The organism is Roseixanthobacter liquoris (assembly GCF_043195135.2).
GTDB lineage: Bacteria > Pseudomonadota > Alphaproteobacteria > Rhizobiales > Xanthobacteraceae > NCEH01.
This window is the reverse complement of record NZ_CM195537.1, coordinates 2111729-2135906: the sequence shown is the minus strand read 5'-3', so window position 1 is coordinate 2135906 and position 24178 is coordinate 2111729. Positions and strand designations below refer to the sequence as shown.

The window sequence follows — 24178 nt, the reverse complement described above, 5'->3', positions numbered from 1 at the left end:
GGAGATCGTCGCATCGCGGACCGGCGACGGTATCGCCGGAGCACCGACCCGCACCACGGCGCTACGCGCCACCCCCTCCCTGCCCTCCCCCGCAAGCGGGAGAGGGTTTTTCCGTTCTGGCGGCGAGAACCACCCTCCCACCGGAACCACAGGCCCCCTCTCCCGCGTGCGGGGGAGGGTTGGGGTGGGGGAAGGCCGCAAGCGCAGACCCGCGGCGCCGCCTGGATGGCCGGGACAGGCCCGGCCATGACGGCATCGAAGACGCCGAACCCGGCGCTCCCGCACCGCTGCGTCCGACCTGCACCACGGTGCTGCGCACCGCCCCCTCCCTGCCCTCCCCCGCACGCGGGAGAGGGTTCGGCCGCTATAGTGGCAAGAGCCGCCCTCGCCCGAAAATCCATAAGCCCCCTCTCCCGCGTGCGGGGGAGGGTTGGGGTGGGGGAAAGGTCGCAAGCGCAGACCCGCGGCGCCGGACGCAAGCCGCCCGCCCCTGCCCCGCCGCGCTCAGCTCGCGGCGAACTTCAGCAGCTTGGCGGCGTCGAAATCCTGGATCCCGCCGCCCACCCGCTTGGTGGTGTAGAACAGCACATAGGGCTTGGCGGAATACGGATCGCGCAGCACCCGCACGCCGGCGCGGTCGACCACCAGGTAGAAGCGGCGGAAATCGCCGAAGGCGATGGAAAACGCATCGGCCGCGATGTCCGGCATGTCCTCGCTCTCGGCGACCGGGAAGCCCATCAGGCTCGCGCCCTGGCCCGCCACGGCGGGCGGTGCCCACAGATAATCGCCGCTCTCATCCTTCAGCTTGCGCACCGCCGCCTGGGTGCGGCGGTTGAGCACGAAGCTCGCATTCTGGCGATAGCCGCCCTTCAGCGCATAGACCAGGTCCACCAGAGGATCGGACGGATTGGTGGCGGGAAACGCACCGGCGACGCCGCTCGCCACATAGCCCACCTTGTCCCAGGTCCAGGCGCTCTCGGCCACCTTGGCATAAGCGAGGAACCCCTTGGGCTTGGCGATGCCGTCGCCGTTGACGAAGGCCGCGCCCTCCTGGTCGGCGAAGGCGCTGTCCACCTCGGCGGCGATCCATTCCTCCAGATTCACCTGGGCGTCGTCGAGCAGCGCCTGGGTGGCCGCCGGCATGGCGTAAAGCTCCATGGCGGGGAAGGCGAGCTCGGCCAGCACCGGGCTGTCGGTCTGGGGACGGGCCGCGGTCTCGGCCGCCCAGCCGCTCACCGGGCCGCTCTTCATGAACGGCTTCTTGTAGGTGCCCGAACCGATGGTGCGCACGCTGGCGAGCGCGCGGATGGGGGAGAGCTGGGTGAGGCGGCGGCCGATCTCATGCTCGGTTTCCGCCGGCACCAGATAGCCCCCATCGGCACCGCTGCCGACGGAGAGCGCCTTGGCCTCCAGCGCCTTCAGGCCGGCGCTCTCGCCGGTGCGGACATAAGCGGAAAAGGCGTCGCCATGCTCCAGCGCCGCGCCCGCGCGCTGCTCCGGGGCGCCGCCGAGGGCGGGACGGCGGCTCTTCGTGACATGGGCGTCCAGGCGCGCCTTCTGGCTGTCGAGGGCGGCATCGAGGCGCGCCAGCTTCTCCTGCGTCAGGGGATCGGCGGCGCGCCGCTCGATCTCGCCCAGGCGCTGCTCGTTGGCGGCCTTATAGGCCTCGAACGCGAGCATGAGGTCGAAATGCGCCTCGTTCGCCTCGGGGGTGGTCACCTTGGTCTCGGGGGCGCTCAGGGGATGGGTCATGGATCGGTCCTGTGGGAGGAGGAGAGGAAGGCCGGGCCGGCAGGGTCGGCCGGGTGGGAAAGAGGGCCGGCGGGTCGGCCGGCAGGGTCGGGAGAAGGGCCGCGCGTCAGGCCGGCACGCCGCCGGCAATGGCGCGGCCGCGCGGGGCGGCCGTGCGCGCCCCGTCGAACGCCGCCGCCGGCCCGCCCGGTGAGAGGACCACGCGGGCGTCGGGCTGCATGGGGAAGGTGACGATGGAAATCTCCCACAGATCAATGCGGGAGATGCGGCGCACGCGGGTGCGCGGATCGGTGCGGGCGGCGGCGGCCTTGAAGCCGATGGAGAGCCCGTCGAGCGCGCCGAGGCGGATCAGGCTCGCCACCTCGCGCGCCCGCTCCACGTCGCCGGCGAGGCGCCCGCGCACATAGAGCCCGCGCGCATCCTCCGCGATATGGGTCCACACGCCGATGGGTTCGGCGGGGTCGTGCTGATAGAGCATGCGCACCGCGCCCGGCCCGCGCGCGGCGAGGCAGGCGGCGAAGGCGCCGCGCTCGATGATGTCGCGGCCGAGGTCGAGCATCTCGAAGCGGCAGGCATAGCCGGCGATGTCGGCGCCCGCTTCCCCCGCGCCGGGCGGGAGCTGCGCATCGCGCACACGGGGGCTCATGCGCCCTTCGGATCGGCGCCGCGCGGCTTGCGGCGCTTGGCGCGCTCAAGCTTTTCCAGCGCCGCGACGAACTCGCGGAACACCCCGCCGGGGGCCGGCGCGCTCGGCGCTGCGGTGGAGCGATGGAAGGTCGGGCCGAACGCACGAATGCGCGGCATGGACGCCTTGCGGCCGGGAGCACGCATGGAGGATCTCCGGTTTGGGGATGGGGGAATGGCGGGGAGCGAACGCCCGCGTCCCGGCCAAGTGGAACGCCACGGGCGTGGAACGCGAGCCGGGACCCAGCGCAGGGAACCGCCGCAGGCGCTTCAATCCAAAGCGCGCGGCGCTTTCGGCTGCTGCGCAGAACTCGTGCGCCGTGTCCCGGCGCGGCGCTCCGGCAAAGCCGTCGCTGGGCCGGGACACGCGGGGATCGCGGCGCGCCTGCCTCTTGATTCCGCACACCAGGGTCACGAGCGACCCTCACGTCCCGGCCAAGCGGAACGCCGCAGGCGTGGAGCGCGCGCCGGGACCCAGCGCAAGGGACCGCCGCAGGCGCTTCAATCCAAGTGCGCGCGGCGCTTTCGGCTGCTGCGCAGAACTCATGCGCTGGGTCCCGGCTCGGCGCTCCGGCGATGCCGTCGCTGGGCCGGGACACGCAAGCGCTCACTCGCTCCCGTGCCGGGCGTTGAAGCGGGCCAGCTCGCAGGGATCGGGAGCGCGACCCTCGCGTCCCGGCCAAGCGGAGCGCCGCAGGCGTGGAACGCGCGGCGGGACCCAGCGCAACGGACCGCCGCAGGCGCTTCAATCCAAATGCGCGCAGCGCGTTCGACTGCTGCGCAGAACTCATGCGCTGGGTCCCGGCTCGGCGCTCCGGCAAAGCCGTCGCTGGGCCGGGACAGGCAAGCGCTCACTCGCCGCCGTGGCGGGCGTTGAAGCGTGCCAGCTCGCGCACGAAATCATCCAGCCGCTCGGTGGCCTTCGCCAGACCCGCGAGCGCCCGGAACGCCACCGCAGAGGCGCTGGCCGCCCACAGCAGCAGCGCGAGATGGGCCAGATCGCCGCGCTCGGCGAAGATGCGGATCAGGGCGTCCATGGGGATGCCTAGACGCCCGGCGCGCGGGTGCCGTAGCCCACGGCCGCGCGCTTTTCCGCATCGGTGAGGAAATCCGCCGCGCCCACCCGCGCCCAGAGGTCGGAGCGCTCGGAGGAGAGCGCCTCCACCTGGTCGAGGTCCGGCACCAGGACGAGGCCCTCCCCATAGGCCGGCGCCAGCCAGGCGGAGAGCGAGGCCGCGAGCCGCTTCACCAGGGGCAGAACGGTGAGCCGCCACAGGGCGCGATGGGCCTCGGCATAATTGGCATAGGTGTTGTCGCCGGGAATGCCGAGCAGCATGGGCGGCACGCCGAGCGCCAGCGCGATCTCGCGCGCCGCGCCGTTGCGGGCGGCCTCGAAATCCATGTCCTTGGGGCTCATGGCGAGCGGCTTCCAGTCGAGCCCGCCTTCCAGCAGCAGCGGGCGACCGGCATTGGTCGGGCCCTGGAAGCTCGCCTCCAATTCGTCTTTCAGCCGCGCGAACTGCTCGTCGCTCAGCGATCCCGCCCCGCCATAGACCAGGGCGCCGGAAGGGCGCGCGGCATTGTCCAGCAGCGCCTTGTTCCAGGCGGTGGCGGCATTGTGCAGGTCGAGCGCCTGGGCGGCCGCCTCCAGCGGGGCGAAGCCGTAATGATCGTCCAGCGGATTGAAAAAGGTGAGATGCAGGATCGGCGGCACGCCGGCGGTGTCCGCGCCATCCTGGTGGATGCGCAGGGTGCGGCCATCGAGCGTATAGTCGAACGCCTCCGGCCAGCCTTCCGGGCCGGGCACCACGCGCACCCGGTCGGGGCGCAGCACGTGCAGTTCGCGCACCGCGCCGTCCACCGCCACCGCCTCCAGATAGGCGTTTCCGGCCACCATCAGATGGCCGCACAGCGCCTCCAGCAGATCGGCGCCCTGGGCGCGCGGATTGGGGCGGGCGAGCAGATCCAGCAGCGGATGGCGGTCGAGCTCGCGCGGGCCTTGCATGAGCAGCAGCGGTACGCTGGCGGCGGCCTCGCCCACCATGCGCACGGCGCGATAGGCGATGGCGTTGCGCAGGAACCCCTCGCGCGCCAGCGAGCCATAGTCGCGCGGCGACCAGCGCGCCCGCCCCTGGCTGAAGACCGCGACCAGCGAGGCCGTGCGGCTGGCTTTCGCCTCCGCGGGGCGTGCGTAAGCCTCCGCGGGGCGTGCGCGGAACGGCGCGAGGAAGGAGGCGAGCATGCGGGAAGCTCCTTGAAGGGCCGCCTGGAACGCGGCGGCGGTCAATACGTTGAGAGGCGAGCCTCCGGGGCGCGGAGATTGCGCGGCGCCGGATTTCACAAAGCGGATTTGGCAGGCAAGATCGAAGCTTCGACCCCGCGACGGTCCGTCCCGTCGGGACGCCTGCGATGCGAGCGAGGAGCCCAGCGCGATGACCACCACCGTGACCGCCCTTTACGACAGCCAGGACGATGCCGTCGCGGCGGTGCGCGCGCTCCAGATGGCCGGCATTCCGCGCGAGGCGATCTCGATCATCGCCAAGGGCGCGGAAGCCGCTCCGCAGGACGCGGCGGAGCAGGAAAACGCGGAGCAGGGGCACGCGGACCGGGACCACGCGGACCACGTGGCCGAGGTGATCCACGATGCCGGCGCGGGGGCGGGCATCGGCGCCGGCATCGGCGGCGCGGGCGGGCTGCTGGCCGGGCTCGGCATCATCGCCATTCCCGGCATCGGCCCGGTGCTCGCGGGCGGCTGGCTGCTTTCGACGGCGGCCGGCGCGTTGGCCGGCGCGGCCGTGGGCGGGGCTGCGGGCGGCATCATCGGCGCGCTCATGGACGGCGGCGTTTCCGAGGAGGATGCCCATCTGTGCGCCGAAAGCGTCCGGCGCGGCGGGACGCTGGTGGTGGCGAAGGTGGACGCCCTGCGGCTGGACGCCGCCCGCACCATCCTGCGCGCCCCGCCGGCAGTGGACCCCTCAGCCCGCGCGAACGATTATCGCAAGGACGGCTGGTCGCGTTTCGACCCGGACGCGCCGCCCCCGGCCGGCGAGACCGCGCGGCGTCGGGAGCGACCCGACCGGTTGGCGTGAGGATGGTGTGCGTGCGGTGCGGACGGGTTCCCCCTCCCCACCCCTCCCCCGCAAGCGGGAGAGGGAGCAGGAAGGTTCCGGCGGCGAGATGCCGTCTCCCTTTGCACGACAGATCCCCTCTCCCGCGTGTGGGGCAGGTTAGGGAGGGGGCTGCCGTGTGTTCGGGAACCCCGCCGCGCCGCGAACGGCCCGGCCGGTTGGCGTGGGGATAGCGTTCGTGCGGTGCGGACGGGTTCCCCCTCCCCACCCCTCCCCCGCAAGCGGGAGAGGGAGCAGGAAGGTTTCCGGCAGCGAGATGCCGTCTCCCTTTGCACGATGGATTCCCTCTCCCGCGTGTGGGGGAGGTCAGGGAGGGGGCTGCCGTGTGTTCGGGACCCCCGCCGCGCCGCGAACGGCCCGGCCGACCGGCGTGAGGATAGCGTTCGTGCGGTGCCGACGGGTTCCCCCTCCCCACCCCTCCCCCGCAAGCGGGAGAGGGAGCACGAAGGTTCCGGCGGCGAGATGCCATCTCCACCTGCACGACAGATCCCCTCTCCCGCGTGCGGGGGAGGGTCAGGGAGGGGGCTGCCGTGTGTTCGGGACCCCCGCCGCGCCGCGAACGGCCCGGCCGACCGGCGTGAGGATAGCGTTCGTGCGGTGCCGACGGGTTCCCCCTCCCCACCCCTCCCCCGCAAGCGGGAGAGGGAGCACGAAGGTTCCGGCGGCGAGATGCCGTCTCCCTTTGCACGATGGATTCCCTCCCCCGCAAGCGGGAGAGGGAGCACGAAGGTTCTGGCGAGGAGATGCCATCTCCACCTGCACGACAGATCCCCTCTCCCGCTTGCGGGGGAGGGTTAGGGAGGGGGCCGGAGGGGGAGGGTCAGGGAGGGGGCCGGAGGGGGAGGGTCAGGGAGGGGGCCGGAGGGGGAGGGTCAGGGAGGGGGCCGGAGGGGGAGGGTCAGGGAGGGGGCCGGAGGGCGTTCGAACGGACGCGCCGCCTCCAGGCCATGCCCGCGCCTAAAGCCCCCGCACCCGGGGCGGCGCGGATTTCACGCCCAAGGCCAAGGCGGTGACGGCCCAGACCAGCGCATCCAGGCGGTCCGGCGAGCGGCCGCTGGAAAGCCCGTCCAAGGCGAAATCGCACATCTCGTCCTCCAGCGCCGGAAACGCGCCGGCATGGCGCACGCGGCCCTGCTCGTAGAGCGCGGCCACCGGCTCGGCGCGCAGGAATTTTCCGCGCGTGGCGCGCACCTGCTCCACCGGAACGGAAGGGTCCACTTCGGCGAGCACGGCGCTCACCATCTCGCCGCCCTGGTTCACCTCGGCGACGATCCGGTCGGCCGCGAAGCGGCGGAACAGCGCCACCGCGCGGGCCGCCCAGAGCGCCGGGCGCAGGCCGCTTTCGCTCGCGTCCGCCAGCACATGGACGATGCCGGAGGCATCGATGCCCGCGCACACCAGGCCGCAGGCATCCGCCCCGGCGCGCGATGATGCCGGCGGATCGACACCCACGACAATGCGCACCAGCGGCGGCGCCTCCGCCTCGCGCGCCGCTTCCAGCGCCGGACGGGACCAGAGCGCGTCGGGCCGGTCCTCGATCAGTTCGCCGTCCAGCTCCTGCCGGCCGAGGCGGGTGCCGCCATAGCGCGCCAGCACCGCATCGAGAAAGCCGGGGGCGAGATGCAGCGCGTTCTGCGCCGTGCGGGCGCGGCTGACGGCGGTGGACGGGTCCGCCAAAAGGCGCCGGAGCAAAGCGGAGGGGCGCGGCGTGGTGGTGATCATCTGGCGCGGCCGATCGCCGAGCCGCAGGCCGAATTGCAGCATGTCGAAGGTGGAGTCCGCCCGCCGCCATTTGGCCAGCTCGTCCAGCCAGGCGGCCTCGAATTGCGGACCGCGCAGGCTTTCCGGGTCCTCGGCGGAAAAGCCCTGGGCCACCGCGCCGTTGCGCCACACGAGCCGGCGCCGGGTGGGCTCCCAGGATGGGCGCTCGCCCTCGCCATGGACAGAGAGGAGGCCGGAGACGCCCTCCACCATCACCTCGCGCACGTCCGACATGGTTTCCGCCACCAGGGCGATGCGCCCCACCGGGCGTTCGGCGAACGGCGGGCGGCCGAGCGCGAGGCCGCGCACCCATTCCGCCCCGGCGCGGGTCTTGCCGGCGCCGCGCCCGCCCAGCACCAGCCAGGTGGACCAGGGGCCGCCGCCCTGGGCGACATCGGGGGGCAATTGGTCCGGCCGCGCCCACATTTCCCAGTCGGCGAGCAGCAGGCGGGCATCGGCCTCGGGCAGTTCAGCCAGCAGGCTCGGCGCCGTCCCCGCCTTCGCGCAGGCGATCAAGGCGGCGCGCAAGCTCGCGGCGGAAGGTGTCGAGGTTTCGTCCACGCAGGCCCTCCTCCGATGGCGCGGCCGCGCCGCTTTTCGCCGCTGCGGACGCTTTTCCCGCCGCGCCCTCGCCATCGAGGGCGCCGAGTTCGCGCACCACGCGCGCCAGCACCGCGAGCGCCTTCGCATCCTTCTCACTGTCGCGCGCGCCGGGGCCGCGCGCGCCCGGGCGGGCGGGCGAGGCATCGGCCGCGTCCAAGGCGGCGATGCGGGCATCGATTTCATCCATCTGCCGCTCGGCGGCGTGCCACAGGCGCGCCAGGAAGGCACGCCGGCGGCTGCGGCTCGGCGACTTGGTGGTGCGGCCCACATAGCGGCGCGGGGCGGGCGCGTGATGCACCGTGCCGTCCTTCTCGACGATGCGATCGGCCCAGAAATAGACCGAGGCGAGGGACAGGCCGGTTTCGGCGGCAATCTGGCGGATCGGCGTGCCGGCCTCATAGAGGGCGCGCGCCTGACCCGCCGCCTTGGGCGGGATGCGGGACATGGGGATCTCGCGATTGGAAGCGGTCGTCCGAAGCGGGAAGCGCGACGCATCGGCGGATCAGGCCGCCGGCGCCAGGCGCAACTCTCGAACATGAACTGACCATAGTCCTACAGCGCATCGCTGTCAAGGACTAATTTCCTACACGCTTCGAGGAGGATCACCGCAAGGAGGTGAAGGCCCGTTCGTCCAGCGCCTCGCGCATCCGGGCACGGGCGCGCAGATGGGACATGGCCACGACATTGGTCGCCTCGATACAGGCGCGCTCGAACCGCAGCACCATGTTGCGATGGCAGCCGCAGCGCACGCAGAAGGCGGTGCCGGGGTCGAAATCGTGGCTCTCCATGGGCGAGGGCGCAACGGAGCGGGGGTCGGCGGGCGAGACCATGGGCGGCCCTCCTCGGGGGCACGGATTGCGCGCCGAGACGGTTCGGCGACACGCCCACGTTGAACCGCCATCCTTGCCCCAGGCTGAGGTGCGCGCGCCGCGCCCGGTCGCTGGCGCGGCGGCGATTTTTCCGCGTCCGCGACGGTGGCAATTTCCGCCCGGACTGCTAAGGCTGGGCCAGCTGGCGCGTGCGGGACCGCGAAATCATGAAATTCGCCGAAACTTTTGATTTGTTACAGTTTTTTGACACGTTCATCAGCTTCTCCGCGGCGTTCGTCTTCGGCCTGCTGATCGGCGCGGAACGCCAGTATCGCCAGCGCACGGCGGGGCTGCGGACCAACGTCCTGGTGGCCATCGGCGCCGCCGCCTTCGTGGACCTGGCCCAGCGCATCGCCGGAACGACGGAGGCGGTGCGGGTCATCTCCTATGTGGTTTCAGGCATTGGCTTTTTGGGCGCCGGCGTGATCATGAAGGAAGGCATGAACGTGCGCGGCCTCAACACCGCCGCCACCTTGTGGTGCTCGGCGGCGGTGGGCGCGTGCGCCGGCACGGACATGCTCGCGGAAGCCGCCCTGCTCACCGCTTTCGTATTGGCCGGCAATACCTTGCTGCGGCCGGTGGTGAATCTGATCAACCGCATCCCCATCAACGACAAGAGCGCCGAGCAGACCTACGAGGTGCTCGTCATCACCACCAGCACGGCCCTGGACGAGGTGCGCGACCTGCTGGTGGAGCGCCTGGAGGCGGCCCATTATCCGGTCGGCGACGTGGAGGTGACCGAGCGCAGCAACGACAAAGTGGAAATCCTCGCCACCCTGGTCAGCACGGCCGTGGACGCCGCCGAGATCGATGCGGTGATCGCCGAAATCGAGAAGCAGCCGGGCGTCCTGCATACCACCTGGAGCAGCAGTACGCAGGACTGACCAAGCTTTACCTTGAGGGCCGGATCGCACGCCCCTCAGGCCGCGTTCTTGACCTTCAAGCCGTCCTCGAACGACATCTCCTTATAGTCCGAGAGGCTCGAATACTTCAGACCCACATCGGCGAGGGCGTCGAGCTTGGCCGAGGTATCGAACTTCTTCAGCTTGATCTTGTCGACATAGAAAGTGTCGATCAGCTCGTTATAGACGCTGGTCTCGTCGATATAGATGGCGAACACCTTCACGTCGCCGAAGCGGATGTAGAAGCGGTTTCCCTGCGGCAGATCGGCGATATAGATGAAATAGTTTCCCGCGCCGTCGAAGGCATCGCCGAAGGTCTCGACCAGCTTGGGCAGGCTCGCATATTCCTTGATGGAGCCGGCCAGGAAGCCGATCGCCGGCTTGCCGCTCTCGCACACCGAGAATACTTCCTTCAACAGGGTCTCCGGTCCGTCGAAGGCGATGTCGCCGCGATAGCCGAAGCGGCCGGCCACATGGGTATCGGCGCTCAGAAGCGGCTTCAACAGCCGCCCCTCGGTTTCAAGCTTGGCGAAAGGCGTGTCGGAAACGGAGGTCATGGGGGTCGTCCTTCGATGGAATCGACGGGGCTCGTCGAGGCGTGGCCGTCGTTCGCATCGGCGGATCAGAGCCGGGGCGACCCGCGACGTCGGGAGAAAACGCGCCTGTCGCGGGGCGCAAAAGGGGTCGCAAAATCAAGCGGAAAGCCGGCGTGCGGCGCGTCAGTCGCTGGTGATCATCACCTCGGGAAAGGTGTCGGGCTCCTCGATGTCGAGCCCGTCCTCCTCGGCCAGCTCGATGCCCACCAGGCACACGTCGCCATCGTCGATGACGAGCTCCACCGGGGTAAGCGTCTGGCCCTGGCACGGGCCGATGAAGCAATGGCCGGTATCGAGGTCGAACTGGGCGCGGTGCTTGCCGCAGGTGAGGAAATTGCCGTCCTCGTCCAGGAACTCGCCGGGAATGGTGTCGAGCCGCGCGCCCTGGTGCGGGCAGGCGTTCTCGAAGCCGAAGAAGGCGTTGGACTTGCGCGTGACGATGATCGGCCAGGGCTTGCTGGCCCCGGTCTCGTCCAGCCGCGCGAGCACGAAGCCGCGCGCGCCGCCGTCGTCGATCTCATAGGTGGAGCAGATGGCGAACAATTCGTTCATGGACCCTGCCTTTCAAAGTCGAACGCGTGCGGCGTGTGGGAAAGCGGACATTGTGCGACCCGGCGCCGCGCGCCTGTCGGGTTTGGATCTCGCGCAAGGGCCTGCGCGCGGCGCGCCGAAGCCGCCCTAGCGCCGCGCCAGCGAGCGCAGAAAACCCTGATATTCCTCGGTCAATTCCATATCGACCGCCGGCGCCGCCTTCAGCAGCAGGTTGGCGATGAAGGGCTGGTCGTTGCGCGGCTCTTCCAGGGCCTCGCGCAGCACCGGAAGATTGTCCTCGATATGATGCAGGAAGGCGGCTTCCTTCTCCGCGATCAGGCTCCAGCGCGCCCGCATCCAGCGCGCGAGGGGATAGATCACCTCCTGGATGAAATTGGATTGCCGGGCCTTCTCGAAGAAGCGCAGGCCGGTGTTCCAATCCTCCCGCGCCCGCATGGGCGGCGGCGGCCTGTCGCCTTCCAGCCATTTGCGCCCGGCGACGCCGACGAAATCCTCCAGCAGGATCGGATTTTCGTTGTGGGCGCGGAAATAGCCGACCGCGAGCGCGCCGGGATAATCCTCGCCCATGCTGGCTTTCAGCGCGGTGTCCACGGCCTCCACCGCCGCCTTGTCGCCCTTCAGCGCCGCCGTCATGCAGAAGGCGAACAGCGCATCGTTTCCGACATTGCGGACACCGGGGCTTTTCAGGTCTTCCGCGGTCAAAGCGGGCGTCACCCCGTCGGCGGGGATGGTGGCGGTGCCGGCGCGCTGGGCGGTAATGAAGGCGGTGATTTCCAGCCAGCCCATGAAGCTTGCGACAAATGCGTCCGGGTCCACATGCACCACGGCCAGATTGATCGGCTGCTTGCGCTTTTGCAGTTCGACCATATCGGTCATGTCGTCGCCCCCGATCTTGCAGCGGATTGGCGCGTTTGCGTCAATTCCTGGCTCTCAGAGGGGTCGATGCAAGCGCCATGCCGCACCGCGCGCGGCCAAGCGGGCCCCAACGCTCCGACGCCCCGGGGCGCCCATCCAGGCGCCGTTCGGATCACGTACGCGGCAAGAACGGCTTCATGATACCGTTCTTGCGGCTTCACATTACATAAAAATCATCTGTCCCACGGTGCGGTGCGACGCAGCACTGGCTATAGAGTCGCTAACCCAGACCGGATTGAGCCTTGATGAACCCGACCCGCGACGCCGCACACGCCCATCTTGCCCCCCCTGCGGCCGGCTCCGACGACCTGCGCCTCATGGACCTGCATCTCGTGTTCGAACGCCTCGCGGCCTATATGAACACCTGCATCCTCGGCCAGCCGGCGTTCGTGGAACTGCTGCTGGTGGCGGTGCTGGCCGACGGGCATCTGCTGGTGGAAGGCGCGCCCGGCCTCGCCAAGACCAAGGCCATCAAGGCGCTCGCCCGGGCCATCGATTGCGACGACCAGCGCATCCAGTTCACGCCGGACCTTCTGCCGTCCGATCTCACCGGCACCGACATCTACCGGCCGGAAGACGGCTCCTTCCGCTTCCAGCCCGGCCCGGTGTTCCACAATTTCATCCTGGCGGACGAGATCAACCGCGCCCCCGCCAAGGTGCAGGCGGCGCTGCTGGAAGCGATGGCCGAGCGGCAGGTGACGGTGGGCGGAAAGACCTATGTGCTGCCCAAGCTGTTCCTGGTGATGGCGACCCAGAACCCGATCGAGCAGGAAGGCACCTATCCCCTGCCCGAGGCCCAGCTCGACCGCTTCCTGCTGCATGTGAAGCTGGATTATCCCGACATCGCCGCCGAGCGGCAGATCCTGCGGCTGGTGCGCGGGGAAGCGCAGGGCGAGGTGATCGATTTCGGCGAACGGGTATCGCAGACCGCCATCTTCGCCGCCCGGCGCGATGCGCTCGCCACCTATATGTCGGAGGCGGTGGAGGAATATATCCTGCAATTCGTGTTCGCCACCCGCACGCCGCAGCGCTATGGGAAGGACTTGGCCGGGGTCATCGCGTTCGGCGCCAGCCCGCGCGGCACCATCGCGCTCGACCGCTGCGCGCGCGCCTTCGCCTGGCTGCGCGGGCGGGACTATGTGGTGCCGGAGGATGTGCAGGCGATCGCCAAGTCGGCGCTGCGCCACCGCATCCTGCTGACCTTCGAGGCCCAGGCCGACGGCATGAGCGCCGACGATTTCCTCGACACGCTGATCGCCCGCGTGCCGGTGAAGTGAACCGCCCCGAGGACCAGAGATGAGCGATGCCGAAGCCGACGCCAGCTATGGCCTCATCGCCCGCCTCGAGGACTTGATCGCGGCGCGGCCGGAGGGCGGGAAAAGCGCGTTCGCGCCGCGCGGCAAGGTGCGCAGCCAGCAGTTCGGCGGCTATCGCTCGGCGTTCCGCGGCCGCGGCATGGAATTCGACGAAGTGCGCCTCTATCAGGCCGGCGACGACATCCGCACCATCGACTGGCGGGTGACGGCGCGCACCGGGCGCACCCACACCAAGCTGTTCCAGGAAGAGCGCGAGCGCCCGGTCCTGATCCTGCTGGATTGCCGCAGCTTCATGCGGTTCGGCACGCGCGACACGTTCAAGTCCGTGCTCGCGGCGAAGGCGGCGGCGGTGCTGACCTGGATTTCCATCGAGGCCGGCGACCGGGTGGGTGGGGTGATCGCCGCCCCTTCCGGACTTCATTCCTATAGCCCCCAGCGCAGCCGCGCGCGCGTCCTCGGCTTCGTCAAGGCCATGGCCGACGGCACGCAGGAGGGATTTGCGCTTTCGCCCGCCCCGAGGCCGGCGAAAGGCGCGTCCGCACCGCCCGAACCTTCCCTCGCCGAGGCCGTCGCGCGCCTGCGCCGCACCGCGCGGCCCGGCACCTTGGTCTTCCTGATCAGCGATTTCCACGATTTCACCGAAGCCGCCGCGCGCGAGCTGAGCCGGCTGGCGCTCCAGGCGCAGGTGACGAACCTCTTCGTCTATGACGCGCTGGAAGAGGCGATGCCGGCGCGCGGCGCCTATCCGGTCAGCGACGGCGCGGCGGTGCGGCTGCTGGACGGCGACAACCGGGCGATGCGCGAGACCTATGCGGGGCGCTTTGCCGCCCGCCGCGCGGCGCTGGATGCTCTTTCGCGCCAGCGCGGCATGGCCTTCGTTCAGCTCCAGACCGGCGATGATCCGGCCGCGCTGCTGCATCCCGAGCGGCTGCGCAATGCCCGCCGGCAGGCCCGGAAGGCCGCCGCATGAAGCTGGCGCAGGCCTTCTCCCTTCCCGATGCTCCGGCAACCCTGCCCGGCGCGCCCGCCGAGGACCCGCTGGCCGGGCTGCGCGACATCCATCTGCCCGGGGCGGTCTCCTTCTGGCCGCTGGCGCCGGGCTGGTGGATCCTGGCGGGCCTGCTGGTGGTGCTGGGCCTGATCGGCGCGGTTCTGGAATGGCGCCGCCGCCAGACGCTCGCCTATCGGGTGGACCAGGAATTGAAGGCCATCGCCCGCGACACCGCCCGCCATCGCGACGCCCGCGCGGTGGCCGCCGCCGGCGCGGTGCTGATCCGCCGCATCCTGGTGACGCGCGCGGGCGATCCGGCGGCGGCGGCGCTCACCGGCGCGGAGTGGGAACGCGTGCTCGCGCAGGGCAAGGCGGGCCTTGCTCCGCCGCTCGCGGCCTTCGTCGCGGCCGCGCCCTACGTGCCGGCCCATGCGCCCGGCGGCGACGGCGTGCCGCGCGACGCGCTGGTGGCCGCCCTGCGGCGCTGGGTGCGGAGCAACGCATGATCCAGTTCCAATGGCTCTGGGCCGCCGCGCTGCTCCCGCTGCCCCTGCTCGCGCGCTATCTCCTGCCGGCCGCCCGGCGCAGCCGCGCGGGGGCGCTGCGCGTGCCGTTCTTCGCCGAGATCGCCCCCACGACCGGCGCGGGCGCGATCCTGCGGCGCGGCATCAAGCTCGCCTTGCTCACGCTGATCTGGCTCGCCTTGGTGCTCGCCGCCATGCGCCCGAGCTATGTGGGCAAGCCGGTGCCGATCCCGGTGGAAGGCCGCGACCTGATGATGGCGGTGGACCTCTCCGGTTCCATGGCGCGGCAGGATCTGACGCAGGACGGCCTGCCCACGGACCGGCTCTCGGTGGTGAAGGCGGTGGCCGACGATTTCATCGCCCGCCGCTCCGGCGACCGGGTGGGGCTGATCCTGTTCTCCAGCCGGGCCTATATCCAGACCCCGCTGACCTTCGACCGCAACGTGACGCGCGATCTGCTGTCCCAGGCCACCATCGGCATGACCGGGCAGGAAACCGCCATCGGCGATGCCATCGCCCTCGCGGTGAAGACCTTGCAGGACCGGCCGGAGGACAAGCGCGTGCTGGTGCTGCTGACCGACGGCGCCAATAATTCCGGCGTGCTCGATCCGATCCACGCGGCCGAGCTGGCGCGCCAGGAGCATGTGAAGATCTACGCCATCGGAGTCGGCGCCGACCGCCTCGCCATCGGCCAGCAGATCGTCAATCCCTCCGCCGACCTCGACGAGGCGGCGCTGGCGCAGATCGCCGCCATGACCGGCGGACGCTATTTCCGCGCCCGCGACAGCGCCGGCCTCGCGGCGATCTATCGCGACATCAATCGCATGGAGCCAGCGGCGGGCGAGCCGCTTTTTCTCGCGCCCACGGTCGCGCTGTTCCACTGGCCGCTCGGCGTCGCCCTGGTGCTGAGCCTGCTCCTCGCCGCCATCCTCCTGGCGCCGGCCCTCGCCCGTGGCCGCGGCGCCAGCGCGCCGCGCGCGGCGACATCGGGCGGGGCGGCATCGGGCGAGGCGACCTCCGGCGCCGGGGGGCGGCCATGACGCCGGCGTCGCAGACCTTGCACGATCTGTTCGCCTTCTTCGGGCCGGCGACCTTTCATTTCCTGCGGCCGGGCTGGCTTCTGGCGATCGTGCCGGCGCTGCTGCTCGCCGCGCTCGCGTTCCATCGGATCGGCGCGGGGGGCAGCCCGTGGCGCCATCTGGTGGATGCCCATCTGCTGCGCCATCTCAGCGTTCAGGAAACCGCCCGGGCGCGCCGCTGGCCGGCGCTGGCGCTGCTGCTCGGCTGGGTGCTCGCCGCGCTCGCCATGGCCGGGCCGGCCTGGGAGAAGCTGCCCACGCCGGCGCTCGACCGGCTCGACCCCACCGTGATCGTGCTGAGCCTCGCCCAATCCATGAATGCCGCCGACCAGAGCCCCTCGCGGCTCGGCGCGGCGCGGCACAAGGTGGACGACATCCTCGCCCGCATGCGCGGCGGACAGGTGGGACTGGTGATCTATGCCGACGCGCCCTTCGTCGCCGCGCCCTTGACCGAGGATGCGCGCATCGTCGCGCAGATGCTGCCGGAACTCTCCACCGAGCTGATGCCGGTGCTCGCGGACCGGCCGGATCTCGCGATCGGCCGCGCCGCCACGCTGCTGCGCGATGCCGGTGCCCCGGCGGGCCGCATCGTGCTGATCAGCGACGGGGCGGGCGATGATTCGGCGGCAACGGTGGCCGCCGCGAAGGCCGCCGCGCAGGCCGGCTACCGGGTCAATGTCATCGGCGTCGGGACGCAGGCGGGGAGCCCGCTCCTGGCCTTCGACGGCGGCGTGCTGCGGGCGCGGGACGGCACGGTGCTCACCACCCGCATGGACGAAGCGGGCCTGCGGGAGATCGCCGCCGCCGGGCGCGGCAGCTTCTCCGCCATGACCGTCGGCGATAACGACCTGGACACGGTTCTCGCCAAGGCCTCCGGCTCGGCTGCGCCGCTGGATACGGTGCTCCAGGACAGCGGGCTGTCCGCCGACCAATGGCTGGACATGGGCCCCTGGCTTCTGCTGGGCGTGCTGGCGCTGGCGCCGCTGGCGTTCCGCCGCGGCTGGATCGCGGTGCTGCTGATGGCGGCGCTCGCCGGCGCGCTGGCCCCGCGCGATGCCCTGGCCCAAGGAACAGGCCAGCAAGGCGCAGGCCCGCAAGGCGCCCCCGCGCAAACCTTGGACCTGCGCGGGCTGGATGGGCAAAGCGCGCAGCCGCAGAACCCGCAGGCTCAGGACCCGCAGGGCGCCGGCCGCCGTCCCGGTCCCGAAGCGGGCCCATCTCAGGCATGGACCGGCCTTTGGCGCACCCCCGACCAGCAGGGCGCCGACGCGTTCGCCCGCGCGGACTACGGCGCCGCCGCGCGCAGCTTCGAAAACCCGCAATGGCAGGCGAGCGCGCTTTATAAGGCCGGTGCGTTCGAGGAGGCGGCCGCCGCCTACGCCACGGTGCCGGACGGGGATTACAATCGCGGCAACGCGCTCGCCCGCGCCGGCAAGCTGGAAGAAGCGCTCAAGGCCTATGACGCGGCGCTCGCCGCCCATCCGGGCCAGGACGACCCGATCCGCGCCGATGCCCTGTTCAATCGGGATCTGGTTCAGAAGCTGCTGGATCAGCGCAAGAAGGACCAGCAGAAGAAGGACCAGGACAAGAAGGACCAGGACAAGCCCGATCCGAAATCCGGCAACGACCAGAAGCCGAAGGACGAGCCCGGCAAGGACGAGAACAAGGACAAGCCGCAGAAGCCAGGCGACGACAAGAAGCCCGATCAGCCGCCGCCCGCGCCGGACCCGAAGGGCACGCCGCAGAAACCCGAGCCCAAGCCCGAGCCGCCCAAGCCGGAGCCGCCGAAGGCCCCGCCCAAGCCGGAGCCGCAGAAACCCGAGCCACAGAAGCCCGAGCCGCAGAAGCCCGAGCCGCCCAAATCTGAACCGCCGAAGCCCAATCCCCCGGAGCAGAAGCCCCCGGAACAGAAGCCGCCCGAGCAGAAGCCGCCCGAGCCGCCTCCGCAGCAGCCCGAGCCGCCCCAGCCGCCGCAGCAGCCGGGCGCGCCGAAGCCCTTGACCGAGGAGGACCAGAATCGCGCACAGACCCTGCGCCTGGTGCCCGACGATCCCACCGGCCTTTTGCGCGCCCGCATCCGCAGCCATTATGGGGGCGCGGGCGTCGTCGACCCGCCGCAGAACTGAGAGATGACAGCGCCCCCTCCCCTGCTCCGCGCCCTGTGCCGCCCCGCGCCCCTGCGAGCCCTCGCGCGCGCTTTCGCGCTGGCTTTCGTGCTGGCGGCGCTGGCCGGCGCCGCCGCGCCCGCGTTCGCCGCCGGCCCCACGGCGCGCGTGGACCGCACCACCATGTCGGTCGGCGAAAGCTTCGAACTGGTCATCTCGCTGATCGGCGGCGACGGCACCCAGCCGCCGGATCTCGCGCCGCTGGCGCGCGATTTCGACATCCTGGACCGCAACCGGGCGAGCCGGGTGGAACTGGTCAACGGCCGACGCACCCAGGTCAATGAATGGATCCTGACGCTGGCGCCCAAGCGTCCGGGCGCGGTCACCGTGCCCGCGCTCGCCCTCGCCGGCCAGAGCACGGCACCGATCCGCCTGTCGGTGGATGCCGCCTCCGCCGTGGATCCGGCCGAGGCGCGCCCGCTGTTCGTGCAGGTGGAGCCCATGGGCCCCGCGCCCTATGTGCAGGGCGAAATGCCCGTGGCGGTGCGCATCTACACCGCCGGAAACCTGCTGGGCGGCCGCCTGACGCCGCCGGAAGCGGTGGGCGCCACCTTCACCAAGGTCGGCGAACAGCGCGTGTTCGGCAAGGTGGTGGGCCGCCAGCGCTACCGGGTGATCGAGCAAGGCTACATCATGCGCCCCCAGCGCAGCGGCACCATCGAGATCGGGCCGATCACGCTGGAGGCGCAATTGCCCGGCTTTACCGGCGGGGGCCTGCCCTCGGAAATGGCGCGCCTGCTCGGGCGCAACGCCGCCGTGCCCCTGGCCGGCGCGGATCCCAATCTCGGCCGCGAGGTGACGCTGCATTCGGCGCCCGTGAGCATCGAGGTCAAGGCGCGCCCGGCGGACGCGGTGGGCTGGTTCCTGCCGGCCCAGGGGGTCACGCTCTCCAGCACCTGGAACCCGCCGCTCGCCCAGGCCAAGGTGGGCGAGACGCTGACGCGCACCCTCACCCTGGAAGCGGTGGGCGCCACCCCCAATCAATTGCCGCCCCTGCCGATCGCGGACGCCGACGGCGTGCGCCAATACGAGGAATCAAGCCGCTCCGACCAGGCGCTGATCAACGGCAAGCCGGGCGCGGTGCTGACCAAGACCATTTCGGTGGTGCCGACGCGCGACGGCGCCATCACGCTGCCGGGCCTGGACGTGGGCTGGTGGAACACCGACACCAAGACCCAGGAAACCGCCCATCTGCCGGCGGAGACCTTCGCCGTCGCCGCCGTCGAGCCGGCCCGCTCCCCCGCCCCTCAGCTTCAGGCGCAGCCGGCCGCGCCGATCCCCGCGCCCCAGGCGCCGCTGGAGACGGCCGAAACGCCGCTCGTGCTGCCCTCCTGGCTCGGAGAGCTGCGCGCCTGGCTCGGGGAATTGATGAGCCTGCGCGCCGCCGCCACGCTTGCCGTGGTCGCGCTGGTGCTGGGTCTGACGGCGCTGGTGCTGCGCCGCCGCCGGCCTCGGGACGTGCGCGCGCCATCTCGCGCCAGGGGCCCGGCATATGGCAGGCGCGGCCGCGCTCCCGCCGGCGCCGGGTCCGCGCTGGAGGATCTGCGCGCCGCCTGCAAGGCCGACGACGCGGTGGCCGCCCATGCCGCCCTGCTCGCCTGGACGCGGGCCGAGGGCACGCCGGTCCCGGCCCGCGCCGGCGAAGCGGGCACGCAGGCACTCGCCGCGCACGCCTTCCGCACGCCGGCCATGGCCAAGGCGGCGGAGGATCTGCGCCAGCATCTTTACGGGGGCGGGTTCTCGGGCGCCGGCCAGGGGCGCTGGAGCGGCGCCGCCTGCCTTTCCGCCGTGACCGCGGAATGCGCCGCGCGCGCCCGCTCCACCCGCAAGCGCCGAGGCGCGCGCCTCGCCCCGCTCTATCCCCAGGCGGGATAGGCCCCATAGACGGTCAGACGTGATGCCGTCGGGGCAGAGCATCGTCGCGCACGGGCCCGTCCCGTGCCTCCACGCGGTACCGCTGGCGCCAGCTTTTCAAGATCCGCGCGGCCGGCGGCGGGGATGGCCAGGCCGGGCCATGACGCGCGAAAGATGACGCCCCGTCGAGGAACGACAATCGCGTGCACCTGCCGTCGGCGCCTCGACGATCCATGCCGGCGCCGAATGTGGCTTGGTCCCAGGGTCCGTCGGGCCAGCGCGGCGGAGCCGGCCGGCTCCCGGTTGCAGCGACCGCGCCGGCCCGCCCCGCCCCTATTGGTTGGCCTTCTCGAACGCCCGCAGCATCTCGTTGCCGCGCGCCTGGGCGGCGGCGAGCGCCTCCTTCGGCGTCTTCTTGCCCGCGAGGGTCGCTTCCAGTTCCTCCTCGATCACGTCGCGGATCTGCACGAACGAGCCGAAGCGCAGCCCCTTGGAATTCTCCGTGGGCGGGTTCAGCGTCATCTGGAGGATGGAAATGTCGGTGCCCGGGTTCTTCTCGTAGAAGCCCTGGCTTTTCGACAGGTCGTAGGCCGCCTGGGTGATCGGCAGATAGCCGGTCTGCTGGTGCCACCAGGCCTGCACGTCGGCGCGCGAGAGATAGGAGAAGAATTTCGCGACCCCGCGATATTCCTCCTTCGGCCGCCCGTTCAGCACCCAGAGCGAGGCGCCGCCGATGATGGAATTCTGCGGCGCGCCCTGCACGTCGGGCCAATAGGGCTGCATGCCATAGCCGAGATCGAATTTCGCATTGGCGAGAATGCCCGCCCGCGCCGCCGACGAGCCGATGGACATGGCGCATTCGCCGGAGAAGAATTTCGGATCGGCCTTCGACTGGCGTCCGCCGTAATCATAGATCTTGGCGCCCTGCCACATGGCCAGCGCGGTCCAATGCCTCTCCACCAGCGGATTGGCGATCTCCAGCACGGTGTCGAGCCCGCCCATGCCGTTCTGCTTCGTGCCGATGGGAATATTGTGCCAGGCGGAGAAATTCTCGACATTCACCCAGGACGGCCATTGAGTGGTGAAGCCGCACGGCACCCCCGCGGCCTGGAGCGTCTTGGCATCCGCCTCCACCTCCGGCCAGGTCTTGGGCGGGGTGTTGGGGTCGAGCCCGGCCTTCGCGAACAGATCCTTGTTGTAATAGAGGATCACGGTCGAGGAATTGAACGGCAGGGAGAGCATGTTGCCCGCCGTGTCGGAATAATAGCCGGTGACCGAGGGGAGATAGGCCTTGGGGTCGAACGGCTCGTTCGCGTCCGCCATCAGCTTGTAGACCGGATAGACCGCGCCCTTGGCGGCCATCAGGGTCGCGGTTCCCACCTCGAACACCTGCACGATGGCGGGATGCTGCCGCGCGCGGAAGGCGGCGATCGCGCCGGTCATGGTCTCGGGATAGGAGCCCTTGAACACCGGAACGATCTTGTACTCGCCCTGCGAGGCGTTGAAATCGCCAGCGATCTTCTCCAGCTTTTCCCCGAGCGCGCCGGACATGGCGTGCCACCATTGAATCTCGGTCTGCGCGGATGCGGGGCCGGCGAAGGCCAGTGCGGCGGCAACCAGCGCCGCCGGCAGGATGCGAGATGCCATATGTGCCTCCTCGAGCGCGCCATGCGCCAATTCCGGCACAACGCTTGATCGGTTACCGTTACGTTTCCATGACAATATCGGACGAAATGGGCCGCCGCGCATCCCCGCGCGCAAGCCTCACGCCTGGAGCCCGCGCAGGATGGTTTCCAGGTCGCGCATCCCGCCCTGGCGCGGGCGATGCGCCGGCGTGGGTGCGCGGGGCAGTCCGGCGAGCGCGGCGCTGCGGGCATCGCTCGGGCTGAAGCCGAATTCGCCGCGAAACGCCCGGCTGAAGCCGGAGGCATCGGCGAAGCCGAACAGCTCCGCGATCTGCCCGATGGCGCGCCCATCGGCCGGATCGGACAGGGCGGCCAGCGCCGCCAGCAGGCGCTGGCGCTGGATGTAGCGCGTGACGCCGCCGAGATCCTCGAACAGGCGGTACAGGCGCGACCGGGAAATGCCGAGCTCGCGGCAGAGGCCGGCGGGCGTCAGGGCGGGGGACTTGAGATTGGCTTGGATCACCCGCCGGGCCCGCTCCAGCGTCGTGCGCAGCAGCGGCGCCTGGGCCTCGGCCAGCGCATCCGCGCCCGGCGCGAGGCAGGCCGCGAGCAGGGTGCGCGTCGCCTCGGCGACGGCGGGCAGATCGGCCGCGCTCAGGCGGGGCAGCTGCTTTTCCAGGCTCAGCAGGTAATCCGCGAGCAGCCCGCCGAGCCCGGTGTCGGGAATGTCCGGCGGCGCGGCATCCAGCGCCGCGCTATTGCCGGCGAACAGGTCGCGCGGGATGAACAGGCTCAGCACCCGCCGGTCGGCGCCCGCGCCGACGAACGGCCGCGCCAGCGAGCGAAACCCCAGCGGCGCGCGGCGGCCGGGACTTTCGCTTTCGTAGAGCACGAGGCACCAATGGTCGATCGGGTCCTTGCCGAGATGGCGCCAGCTGCGCTGATAGCCCGCGCCGGGCATGCGCGCCGAGGTCAGGGCGAAGCGGCCGAGATCCCAGACCGTCTGGTCGGCGGCGAACCCCTCGGCGGGCGCGGCCAGGAGCGAGAGGTCCACGGTGGATGCGATGAAATCGCGCCAGCCGTCGAATTGCTCCGCCGGCGGCATGTCGGCCGTGCTGAAGTGCAGGGGCGCGAGCGGCGAAGGCTCCGCCGGCTCGCCCGGCGGCGCCGGCGGGGCAATGGCCTGATTCTGCTTCATCGCCACGAAAGACACGTCGTTTCCGCTTGCTCCCCCGGACTGCTGACGGCGCAGGTCTCCGGCATGTTAGCGCAGGACAGGCCAAGGTTGAACGCTGCCGTTACGTTCCATTTGCCGGAGCAGGACCGCGTCGCGCGCATGGTGATTGGGACCGAGCGCATACAGGCGGGACGGCTTGCTCATCGCAAGACCGGCCGGCCGCGCTAGGTGGCGGACTCATAACGCATTGATCCAGATGCGGACGGCTGCGAGCTTGAGGGCTGCGAGGAAGTTGTCGGGTCGCCTGTCGTAGCGCGTGGCGAGGCCGCGCATCTGCTTGATCCGATTGAAGAAGCGCTCGATCTGGTTTCTCTGCCGGTAGAGCCACGGGCAGAAGGCGAAGGTGCGCTTGCGGATGACGCGTGGCGGGACATTGGCGAACGTGCCGCGTTGCGCCGTCTCGGCGCGGATGGCGTCGGTGTCGTAAGCTTTGTCGGCGAGAAGGATGCCGCCTGGAGCAAGCCGGGCCAGCAGCTCGCGCCCCGCCGGTGCATCGCCCGCCTGTCCGGCGGTCAGAGCAAGATGGATGGGCCTGCCTTCAGCATCGACCAACGCGTGGATTTTGGTGGTCAGGCCACCCCGGGAGCGTCCCATGCAACGATCGTCGGTGCCGCCTTCGCCCCCTTTTTGATCGCGGCGCCGTGCTGGTGCACCCGGACGCAGGAGCTGTCGATCATCACGATGTCGCCGTCATAGGCTTTCGAGACCGCTTCCAACAGCCGGTCCCAGACCCCGGCGGCCCGCCAGCGCACGAAGCGGTTGTAGAGGGTTGTGCGCGGACCATAGCGTTCTGGCACATCCCGCCACGGCGCTCCGGTGCGGAAGCGCCAGAGGATGCCGTTGATCACCCGGCGGTCATCCACCCGCGCCACACCCCGCACCTTGTTCGGCAGCAGCGGGGCGATGATTGCCCATTCCTCGTCGGTCAACTCGTGGCGGCGCATCTCTCAAGCTCCCCGTTCGGGAGCTTGAATCACGACAAGCCCGACCACGCAAATTTATGGGGACACTGCCTAGCCTTGCCGATGCCCTCTTCGCCGGCGTCCCCCCCGACTCGTGCGTCGAGGGCCCTCGGAGCTCCCCCGCTCCGAGAGTGCTTCCCGGAAAGAGGCCCATCCTTTCCGGGAAGCCGGCTCTTTCAGGCGCCGCTCCGCCGGCGCGCGCGAGGACGAAAAGCATGCTGTCGCGTCGCAGCTTCCTGAGATCCCTGATGGCGGGGGCCGCCGTGCCGCTCGCGAGCCTCGCGGCGGCACCCGACGCCCAGGCCCAGCAATGGCAGATCCCCAACCGCCGTTCGCCCAATTTCAACGGCCCCCCGGCGCCGCGAAGCGAGGCGCGTCCGCCGGCCCGGCGCGGCTATGTCTGGGTGCCCGGCTATTGGATGTGGAGCTCGCGCAGCCGCAGCTATGTCTGGGTCGCCGGCCGCTGGGAGCGCGCCCGCCCCGGCTTCCGCCACGTGGGCCCGCAATGGGTGCTGCGCGGCGGCGAATGGGTATTCATTCCCGGACGCTGGGTGCGCTGACGCCGGATTGGGCGCGGTCCGCTCGTCCCGAGCGCGCCGAAAGGGTCCCTCACCCCAGCCCTCTCCCCCACGGGGAGAGGGGGAGGTCGGGATATGCCTCAGC

Annotated in this window: 23 protein-coding genes; 9 read left to right on the top strand and 14 right to left on the bottom strand. The window is 70.8% G+C overall.

Features of this window, described 5'->3' with window-relative positions:
* Window positions 1-504: 504 nt before the first annotated feature.
* The 5 genes from V5F84_RS09390 to V5F84_RS09370 all read right to left on the bottom strand — a co-directional run bounded on the left by V5F84_RS09390 (window position 505) and on the right by V5F84_RS09370 (window position 4678).
* Window positions 505-1752, bottom strand: coding sequence for a phage major capsid protein (locus V5F84_RS09390; protein ID WP_394045843.1), 1248 nt, complete (start codon window positions 1750-1752; stop codon window positions 505-507).
* Window positions 1753-1858: 106 nt separating this feature from the next.
* Window positions 1859-2398: an HK97 family phage prohead protease gene (locus V5F84_RS09385; protein WP_394045841.1), complete on the bottom strand. Its 540-nt coding sequence runs from the start codon at window positions 2396-2398 to the stop codon at window positions 1859-1861.
* Window positions 2395-2583 (bottom strand): hypothetical protein, encoded by a 189-nt coding sequence (locus V5F84_RS09380; RefSeq protein WP_394045839.1) that lies wholly within the window; start codon window positions 2581-2583, stop codon window positions 2395-2397. The genes V5F84_RS09385 and V5F84_RS09380 overlap by 4 nt, the downstream gene beginning before the upstream one ends.
* A gap of 704 nt (window positions 2584-3287) precedes the next feature.
* On the bottom strand, window positions 3288-3473 hold the full coding sequence (locus V5F84_RS09375; protein ID WP_394045837.1) for a hypothetical protein: 186 nt from the start codon (window positions 3471-3473) through the stop codon (window positions 3288-3290).
* Between the two features lie 8 nt (window positions 3474-3481).
* Window positions 3482-4678 carry a phage portal protein gene (locus V5F84_RS09370; RefSeq protein WP_394045835.1) on the bottom strand — a complete coding sequence of 399 codons (1197 nt, stop codon included), beginning with the start codon at window positions 4676-4678 and terminating at the stop codon, window positions 3482-3484.
* A 190-nt stretch (window positions 4679-4868) separates the two neighbouring features.
* Between V5F84_RS09370 and V5F84_RS09365 the strand changes: the two genes are divergently transcribed.
* Complete coding sequence (locus V5F84_RS09365; RefSeq protein ID WP_394045833.1) at window positions 4869-5525, top strand: general stress protein; 657 nt, start codon at window positions 4869-4871, stop codon at window positions 5523-5525.
* A gap of 996 nt (window positions 5526-6521) precedes the next feature.
* Here the strand turns inward: V5F84_RS09365 and V5F84_RS09360 are convergent.
* The 3 genes from V5F84_RS09360 to V5F84_RS09350 form a co-directional block, all read right to left on the bottom strand.
* The gene (locus tag V5F84_RS09360; RefSeq protein ID WP_394046851.1) at window positions 6522-7751 is read right to left on the bottom strand and encodes a DNA-packaging protein; all 1230 of its coding nucleotides are present in this window, start codon (window positions 7749-7751) and stop codon (window positions 6522-6524) included.
* A gap of 43 nt (window positions 7752-7794) precedes the next feature.
* Window positions 7795-8373 (bottom strand): helix-turn-helix domain-containing protein, encoded by a 579-nt coding sequence (locus tag V5F84_RS09355; protein WP_394046825.1) that lies wholly within the window; start codon window positions 8371-8373, stop codon window positions 7795-7797.
* Window positions 8374-8530: 157 nt separating this feature from the next.
* The gene (locus V5F84_RS09350) at window positions 8531-8758 is read right to left on the bottom strand and encodes a hypothetical protein (RefSeq protein WP_394046827.1); all 228 of its coding nucleotides are present in this window, start codon (window positions 8756-8758) and stop codon (window positions 8531-8533) included.
* A 206-nt stretch (window positions 8759-8964) separates the two neighbouring features.
* Here V5F84_RS09350 and V5F84_RS09345 point away from each other — a divergent pair, with 206 nt between their 5' ends.
* Window positions 8965-9681, top strand: coding sequence for an MgtC/SapB family protein (locus V5F84_RS09345; RefSeq protein WP_394046829.1), 717 nt, complete (start codon window positions 8965-8967; stop codon window positions 9679-9681).
* Window positions 9682-9716: 35 nt separating this feature from the next.
* Here V5F84_RS09345 and V5F84_RS09340 read toward each other — a convergent pair whose 3' ends face one another.
* The 3 genes from V5F84_RS09340 to V5F84_RS09330 form a co-directional block, all read right to left on the bottom strand.
* Window positions 9717-10256 carry a hypothetical protein gene (locus V5F84_RS09340; RefSeq protein ID WP_394046831.1) on the bottom strand — a complete coding sequence of 180 codons (540 nt, stop codon included), beginning with the start codon at window positions 10254-10256 and terminating at the stop codon, window positions 9717-9719.
* Window positions 10257-10418: 162 nt separating this feature from the next.
* Window positions 10419-10847, bottom strand: a complete 429-nt coding sequence (locus V5F84_RS09335) for a Rieske (2Fe-2S) protein (protein ID WP_394046833.1) — start codon at window positions 10845-10847, stop codon at window positions 10419-10421.
* 126 nt (window positions 10848-10973) lie between these two features.
* Window positions 10974-11723, bottom strand: coding sequence for a hypothetical protein (locus V5F84_RS09330; RefSeq protein ID WP_394046835.1), 750 nt, complete (start codon window positions 11721-11723; stop codon window positions 10974-10976).
* A gap of 356 nt (window positions 11724-12079) precedes the next feature.
* On the opposite strand from V5F84_RS09330, the gene V5F84_RS09325 reads away from it, so the two are divergent.
* From V5F84_RS09325 to V5F84_RS09300, 6 genes are read left to right on the top strand one after another with little or no spacing between them, the layout of a single operon-like run.
* Window positions 12080-13039 carry an AAA family ATPase gene (locus V5F84_RS09325; RefSeq protein ID WP_394046853.1) on the top strand — a complete coding sequence of 320 codons (960 nt, stop codon included), beginning with the start codon at window positions 12080-12082 and terminating at the stop codon, window positions 13037-13039.
* A gap of 19 nt (window positions 13040-13058) precedes the next feature.
* The gene (locus V5F84_RS09320) at window positions 13059-14048 is read left to right on the top strand and encodes a DUF58 domain-containing protein (RefSeq protein ID WP_394046837.1); all 990 of its coding nucleotides are present in this window, start codon (window positions 13059-13061) and stop codon (window positions 14046-14048) included.
* Entirely contained in the window at window positions 14045-14575 is a 531-nt protein-coding gene (locus V5F84_RS09315) for a DUF4381 domain-containing protein (RefSeq protein ID WP_394046839.1), read from the top strand. The genes V5F84_RS09320 and V5F84_RS09315 overlap by 4 nt, the downstream gene beginning before the upstream one ends.
* The gene (locus V5F84_RS09310; protein WP_394046841.1) at window positions 14572-15633 is read left to right on the top strand and encodes a vWA domain-containing protein; all 1062 of its coding nucleotides are present in this window, start codon (window positions 14572-14574) and stop codon (window positions 15631-15633) included. The genes V5F84_RS09315 and V5F84_RS09310 overlap by 4 nt, the downstream gene beginning before the upstream one ends.
* Window positions 15630-17798, top strand: coding sequence for a VWA domain-containing protein (locus tag V5F84_RS09305; RefSeq protein WP_394046843.1), 2169 nt, complete (start codon window positions 15630-15632; stop codon window positions 17796-17798). The genes V5F84_RS09310 and V5F84_RS09305 overlap by 4 nt, the downstream gene beginning before the upstream one ends.
* Before the next feature lie 3 nt (window positions 17799-17801).
* The gene (locus V5F84_RS09300; protein ID WP_394046845.1) at window positions 17802-19712 is read left to right on the top strand and encodes a BatD family protein; all 1911 of its coding nucleotides are present in this window, start codon (window positions 17802-17804) and stop codon (window positions 19710-19712) included.
* Window positions 19713-20024: 312 nt separating this feature from the next.
* Here V5F84_RS09300 and ugpB read toward each other — a convergent pair whose 3' ends face one another.
* The 3 genes from ugpB to V5F84_RS09285 all read right to left on the bottom strand — a co-directional run bounded on the left by ugpB (window position 20025) and on the right by V5F84_RS09285 (window position 23497).
* A complete protein-coding gene (ugpB, locus tag V5F84_RS09295; protein WP_394046847.1) occupies window positions 20025-21338 on the bottom strand; it encodes a sn-glycerol-3-phosphate ABC transporter substrate-binding protein UgpB in 1314 nt (437 codons plus the stop codon).
* A gap of 117 nt (window positions 21339-21455) precedes the next feature.
* Window positions 21456-22529: a helix-turn-helix domain-containing protein gene (locus V5F84_RS09290; RefSeq protein ID WP_394046849.1), complete on the bottom strand. Its 1074-nt coding sequence runs from the start codon at window positions 22527-22529 to the stop codon at window positions 21456-21458.
* Between the two features lie 201 nt (window positions 22530-22730).
* Window positions 22731-23497 (bottom strand): IS5 family transposase gene (locus V5F84_RS09285; protein ID WP_509277127.1). Its coding sequence is split into 2 segments (ribosomal slippage): window positions 22731-23174 and window positions 23177-23497, totalling 765 coding nucleotides; the frame shifts between segments, so codons are not numbered across the junction.
* Between the two features lie 233 nt (window positions 23498-23730).
* Between V5F84_RS09285 and V5F84_RS09280 the strand changes: the two genes are divergently transcribed.
* The gene (locus V5F84_RS09280) at window positions 23731-24075 is read left to right on the top strand and encodes a YXWGXW repeat-containing protein (protein WP_394046461.1); all 345 of its coding nucleotides are present in this window, start codon (window positions 23731-23733) and stop codon (window positions 24073-24075) included.
* Window positions 24076-24178: the final 103 nt, after the last annotated feature.

Excerpts from the sequence above, each read along its gene's own strand:
- V5F84_RS09340 (WP_394046831.1), bottom strand. The coding sequence starts at position 10,256 with ATGACCTCCGTTTCCGACACGCCTTTCGCCAAGCTTGAAACCGAGGGG.
- V5F84_RS09365 (WP_394045833.1), top strand. The coding sequence starts at position 4,869 with ATGACCACCACCGTGACCGCCCTTTACGACAGCCAGGACGATGCCGTC.
- V5F84_RS09375 (WP_394045837.1), bottom strand. The coding sequence starts at position 3,473 with ATGGACGCCCTGATCCGCATCTTCGCCGAGCGCGGCGATCTGGCCCAT.
- V5F84_RS09390 (WP_394045843.1), bottom strand. The coding sequence starts at position 1,752 with ATGACCCATCCCCTGAGCGCCCCCGAGACCAAGGTGACCACCCCCGAG.
- V5F84_RS09300 (WP_394046845.1), top strand. The coding sequence starts at position 17,802 with ATGACAGCGCCCCCTCCCCTGCTCCGCGCCCTGTGCCGCCCCGCGCCC.
- V5F84_RS09315 (WP_394046839.1), top strand. The coding sequence starts at position 14,045 with ATGAAGCTGGCGCAGGCCTTCTCCCTTCCCGATGCTCCGGCAACCCTG.
- V5F84_RS09345 (WP_394046829.1), top strand. The coding sequence starts at position 8,965 with ATGAAATTCGCCGAAACTTTTGATTTGTTACAGTTTTTTGACACGTTC.
- V5F84_RS09330 (WP_394046835.1), bottom strand. The coding sequence starts at position 11,723 with ATGACCGATATGGTCGAACTGCAAAAGCGCAAGCAGCCGATCAATCTG.
- V5F84_RS09335 (WP_394046833.1), bottom strand. The coding sequence starts at position 10,847 with ATGAACGAATTGTTCGCCATCTGCTCCACCTATGAGATCGACGACGGC.
- V5F84_RS09280 (WP_394046461.1), top strand. The coding sequence starts at position 23,731 with ATGCTGTCGCGTCGCAGCTTCCTGAGATCCCTGATGGCGGGGGCCGCC.
- V5F84_RS09355 (WP_394046825.1), bottom strand. The coding sequence starts at position 8,373 with ATGTCCCGCATCCCGCCCAAGGCGGCGGGTCAGGCGCGCGCCCTCTAT.
- ugpB (WP_394046847.1), bottom strand. The coding sequence starts at position 21,338 with ATGGCATCTCGCATCCTGCCGGCGGCGCTGGTTGCCGCCGCACTGGCC.
- V5F84_RS09325 (WP_394046853.1), top strand. The coding sequence starts at position 12,080 with ATGGACCTGCATCTCGTGTTCGAACGCCTCGCGGCCTATATGAACACC.
- V5F84_RS09380 (WP_394045839.1), bottom strand. The coding sequence starts at position 2,583 with ATGCGTGCTCCCGGCCGCAAGGCGTCCATGCCGCGCATTCGTGCGTTC.
- V5F84_RS09360 (WP_394046851.1), bottom strand. The coding sequence starts at position 7,751 with ATGTGGGCGCGGCCGGACCAATTGCCCCCCGATGTCGCCCAGGGCGGC.
- V5F84_RS09350 (WP_394046827.1), bottom strand. The coding sequence starts at position 8,758 with ATGGTCTCGCCCGCCGACCCCCGCTCCGTTGCGCCCTCGCCCATGGAG.
- V5F84_RS09305 (WP_394046843.1), top strand. The coding sequence starts at position 15,630 with ATGACGCCGGCGTCGCAGACCTTGCACGATCTGTTCGCCTTCTTCGGG.
- V5F84_RS09310 (WP_394046841.1), top strand. The coding sequence starts at position 14,572 with ATGATCCAGTTCCAATGGCTCTGGGCCGCCGCGCTGCTCCCGCTGCCC.
- V5F84_RS09385 (WP_394045841.1), bottom strand. The coding sequence starts at position 2,398 with ATGAGCCCCCGTGTGCGCGATGCGCAGCTCCCGCCCGGCGCGGGGGAA.
- V5F84_RS09370 (WP_394045835.1), bottom strand. The coding sequence starts at position 4,678 with ATGCTCGCCTCCTTCCTCGCGCCGTTCCGCGCACGCCCCGCGGAGGCT.
- V5F84_RS09320 (WP_394046837.1), top strand. The coding sequence starts at position 13,059 with ATGAGCGATGCCGAAGCCGACGCCAGCTATGGCCTCATCGCCCGCCTC.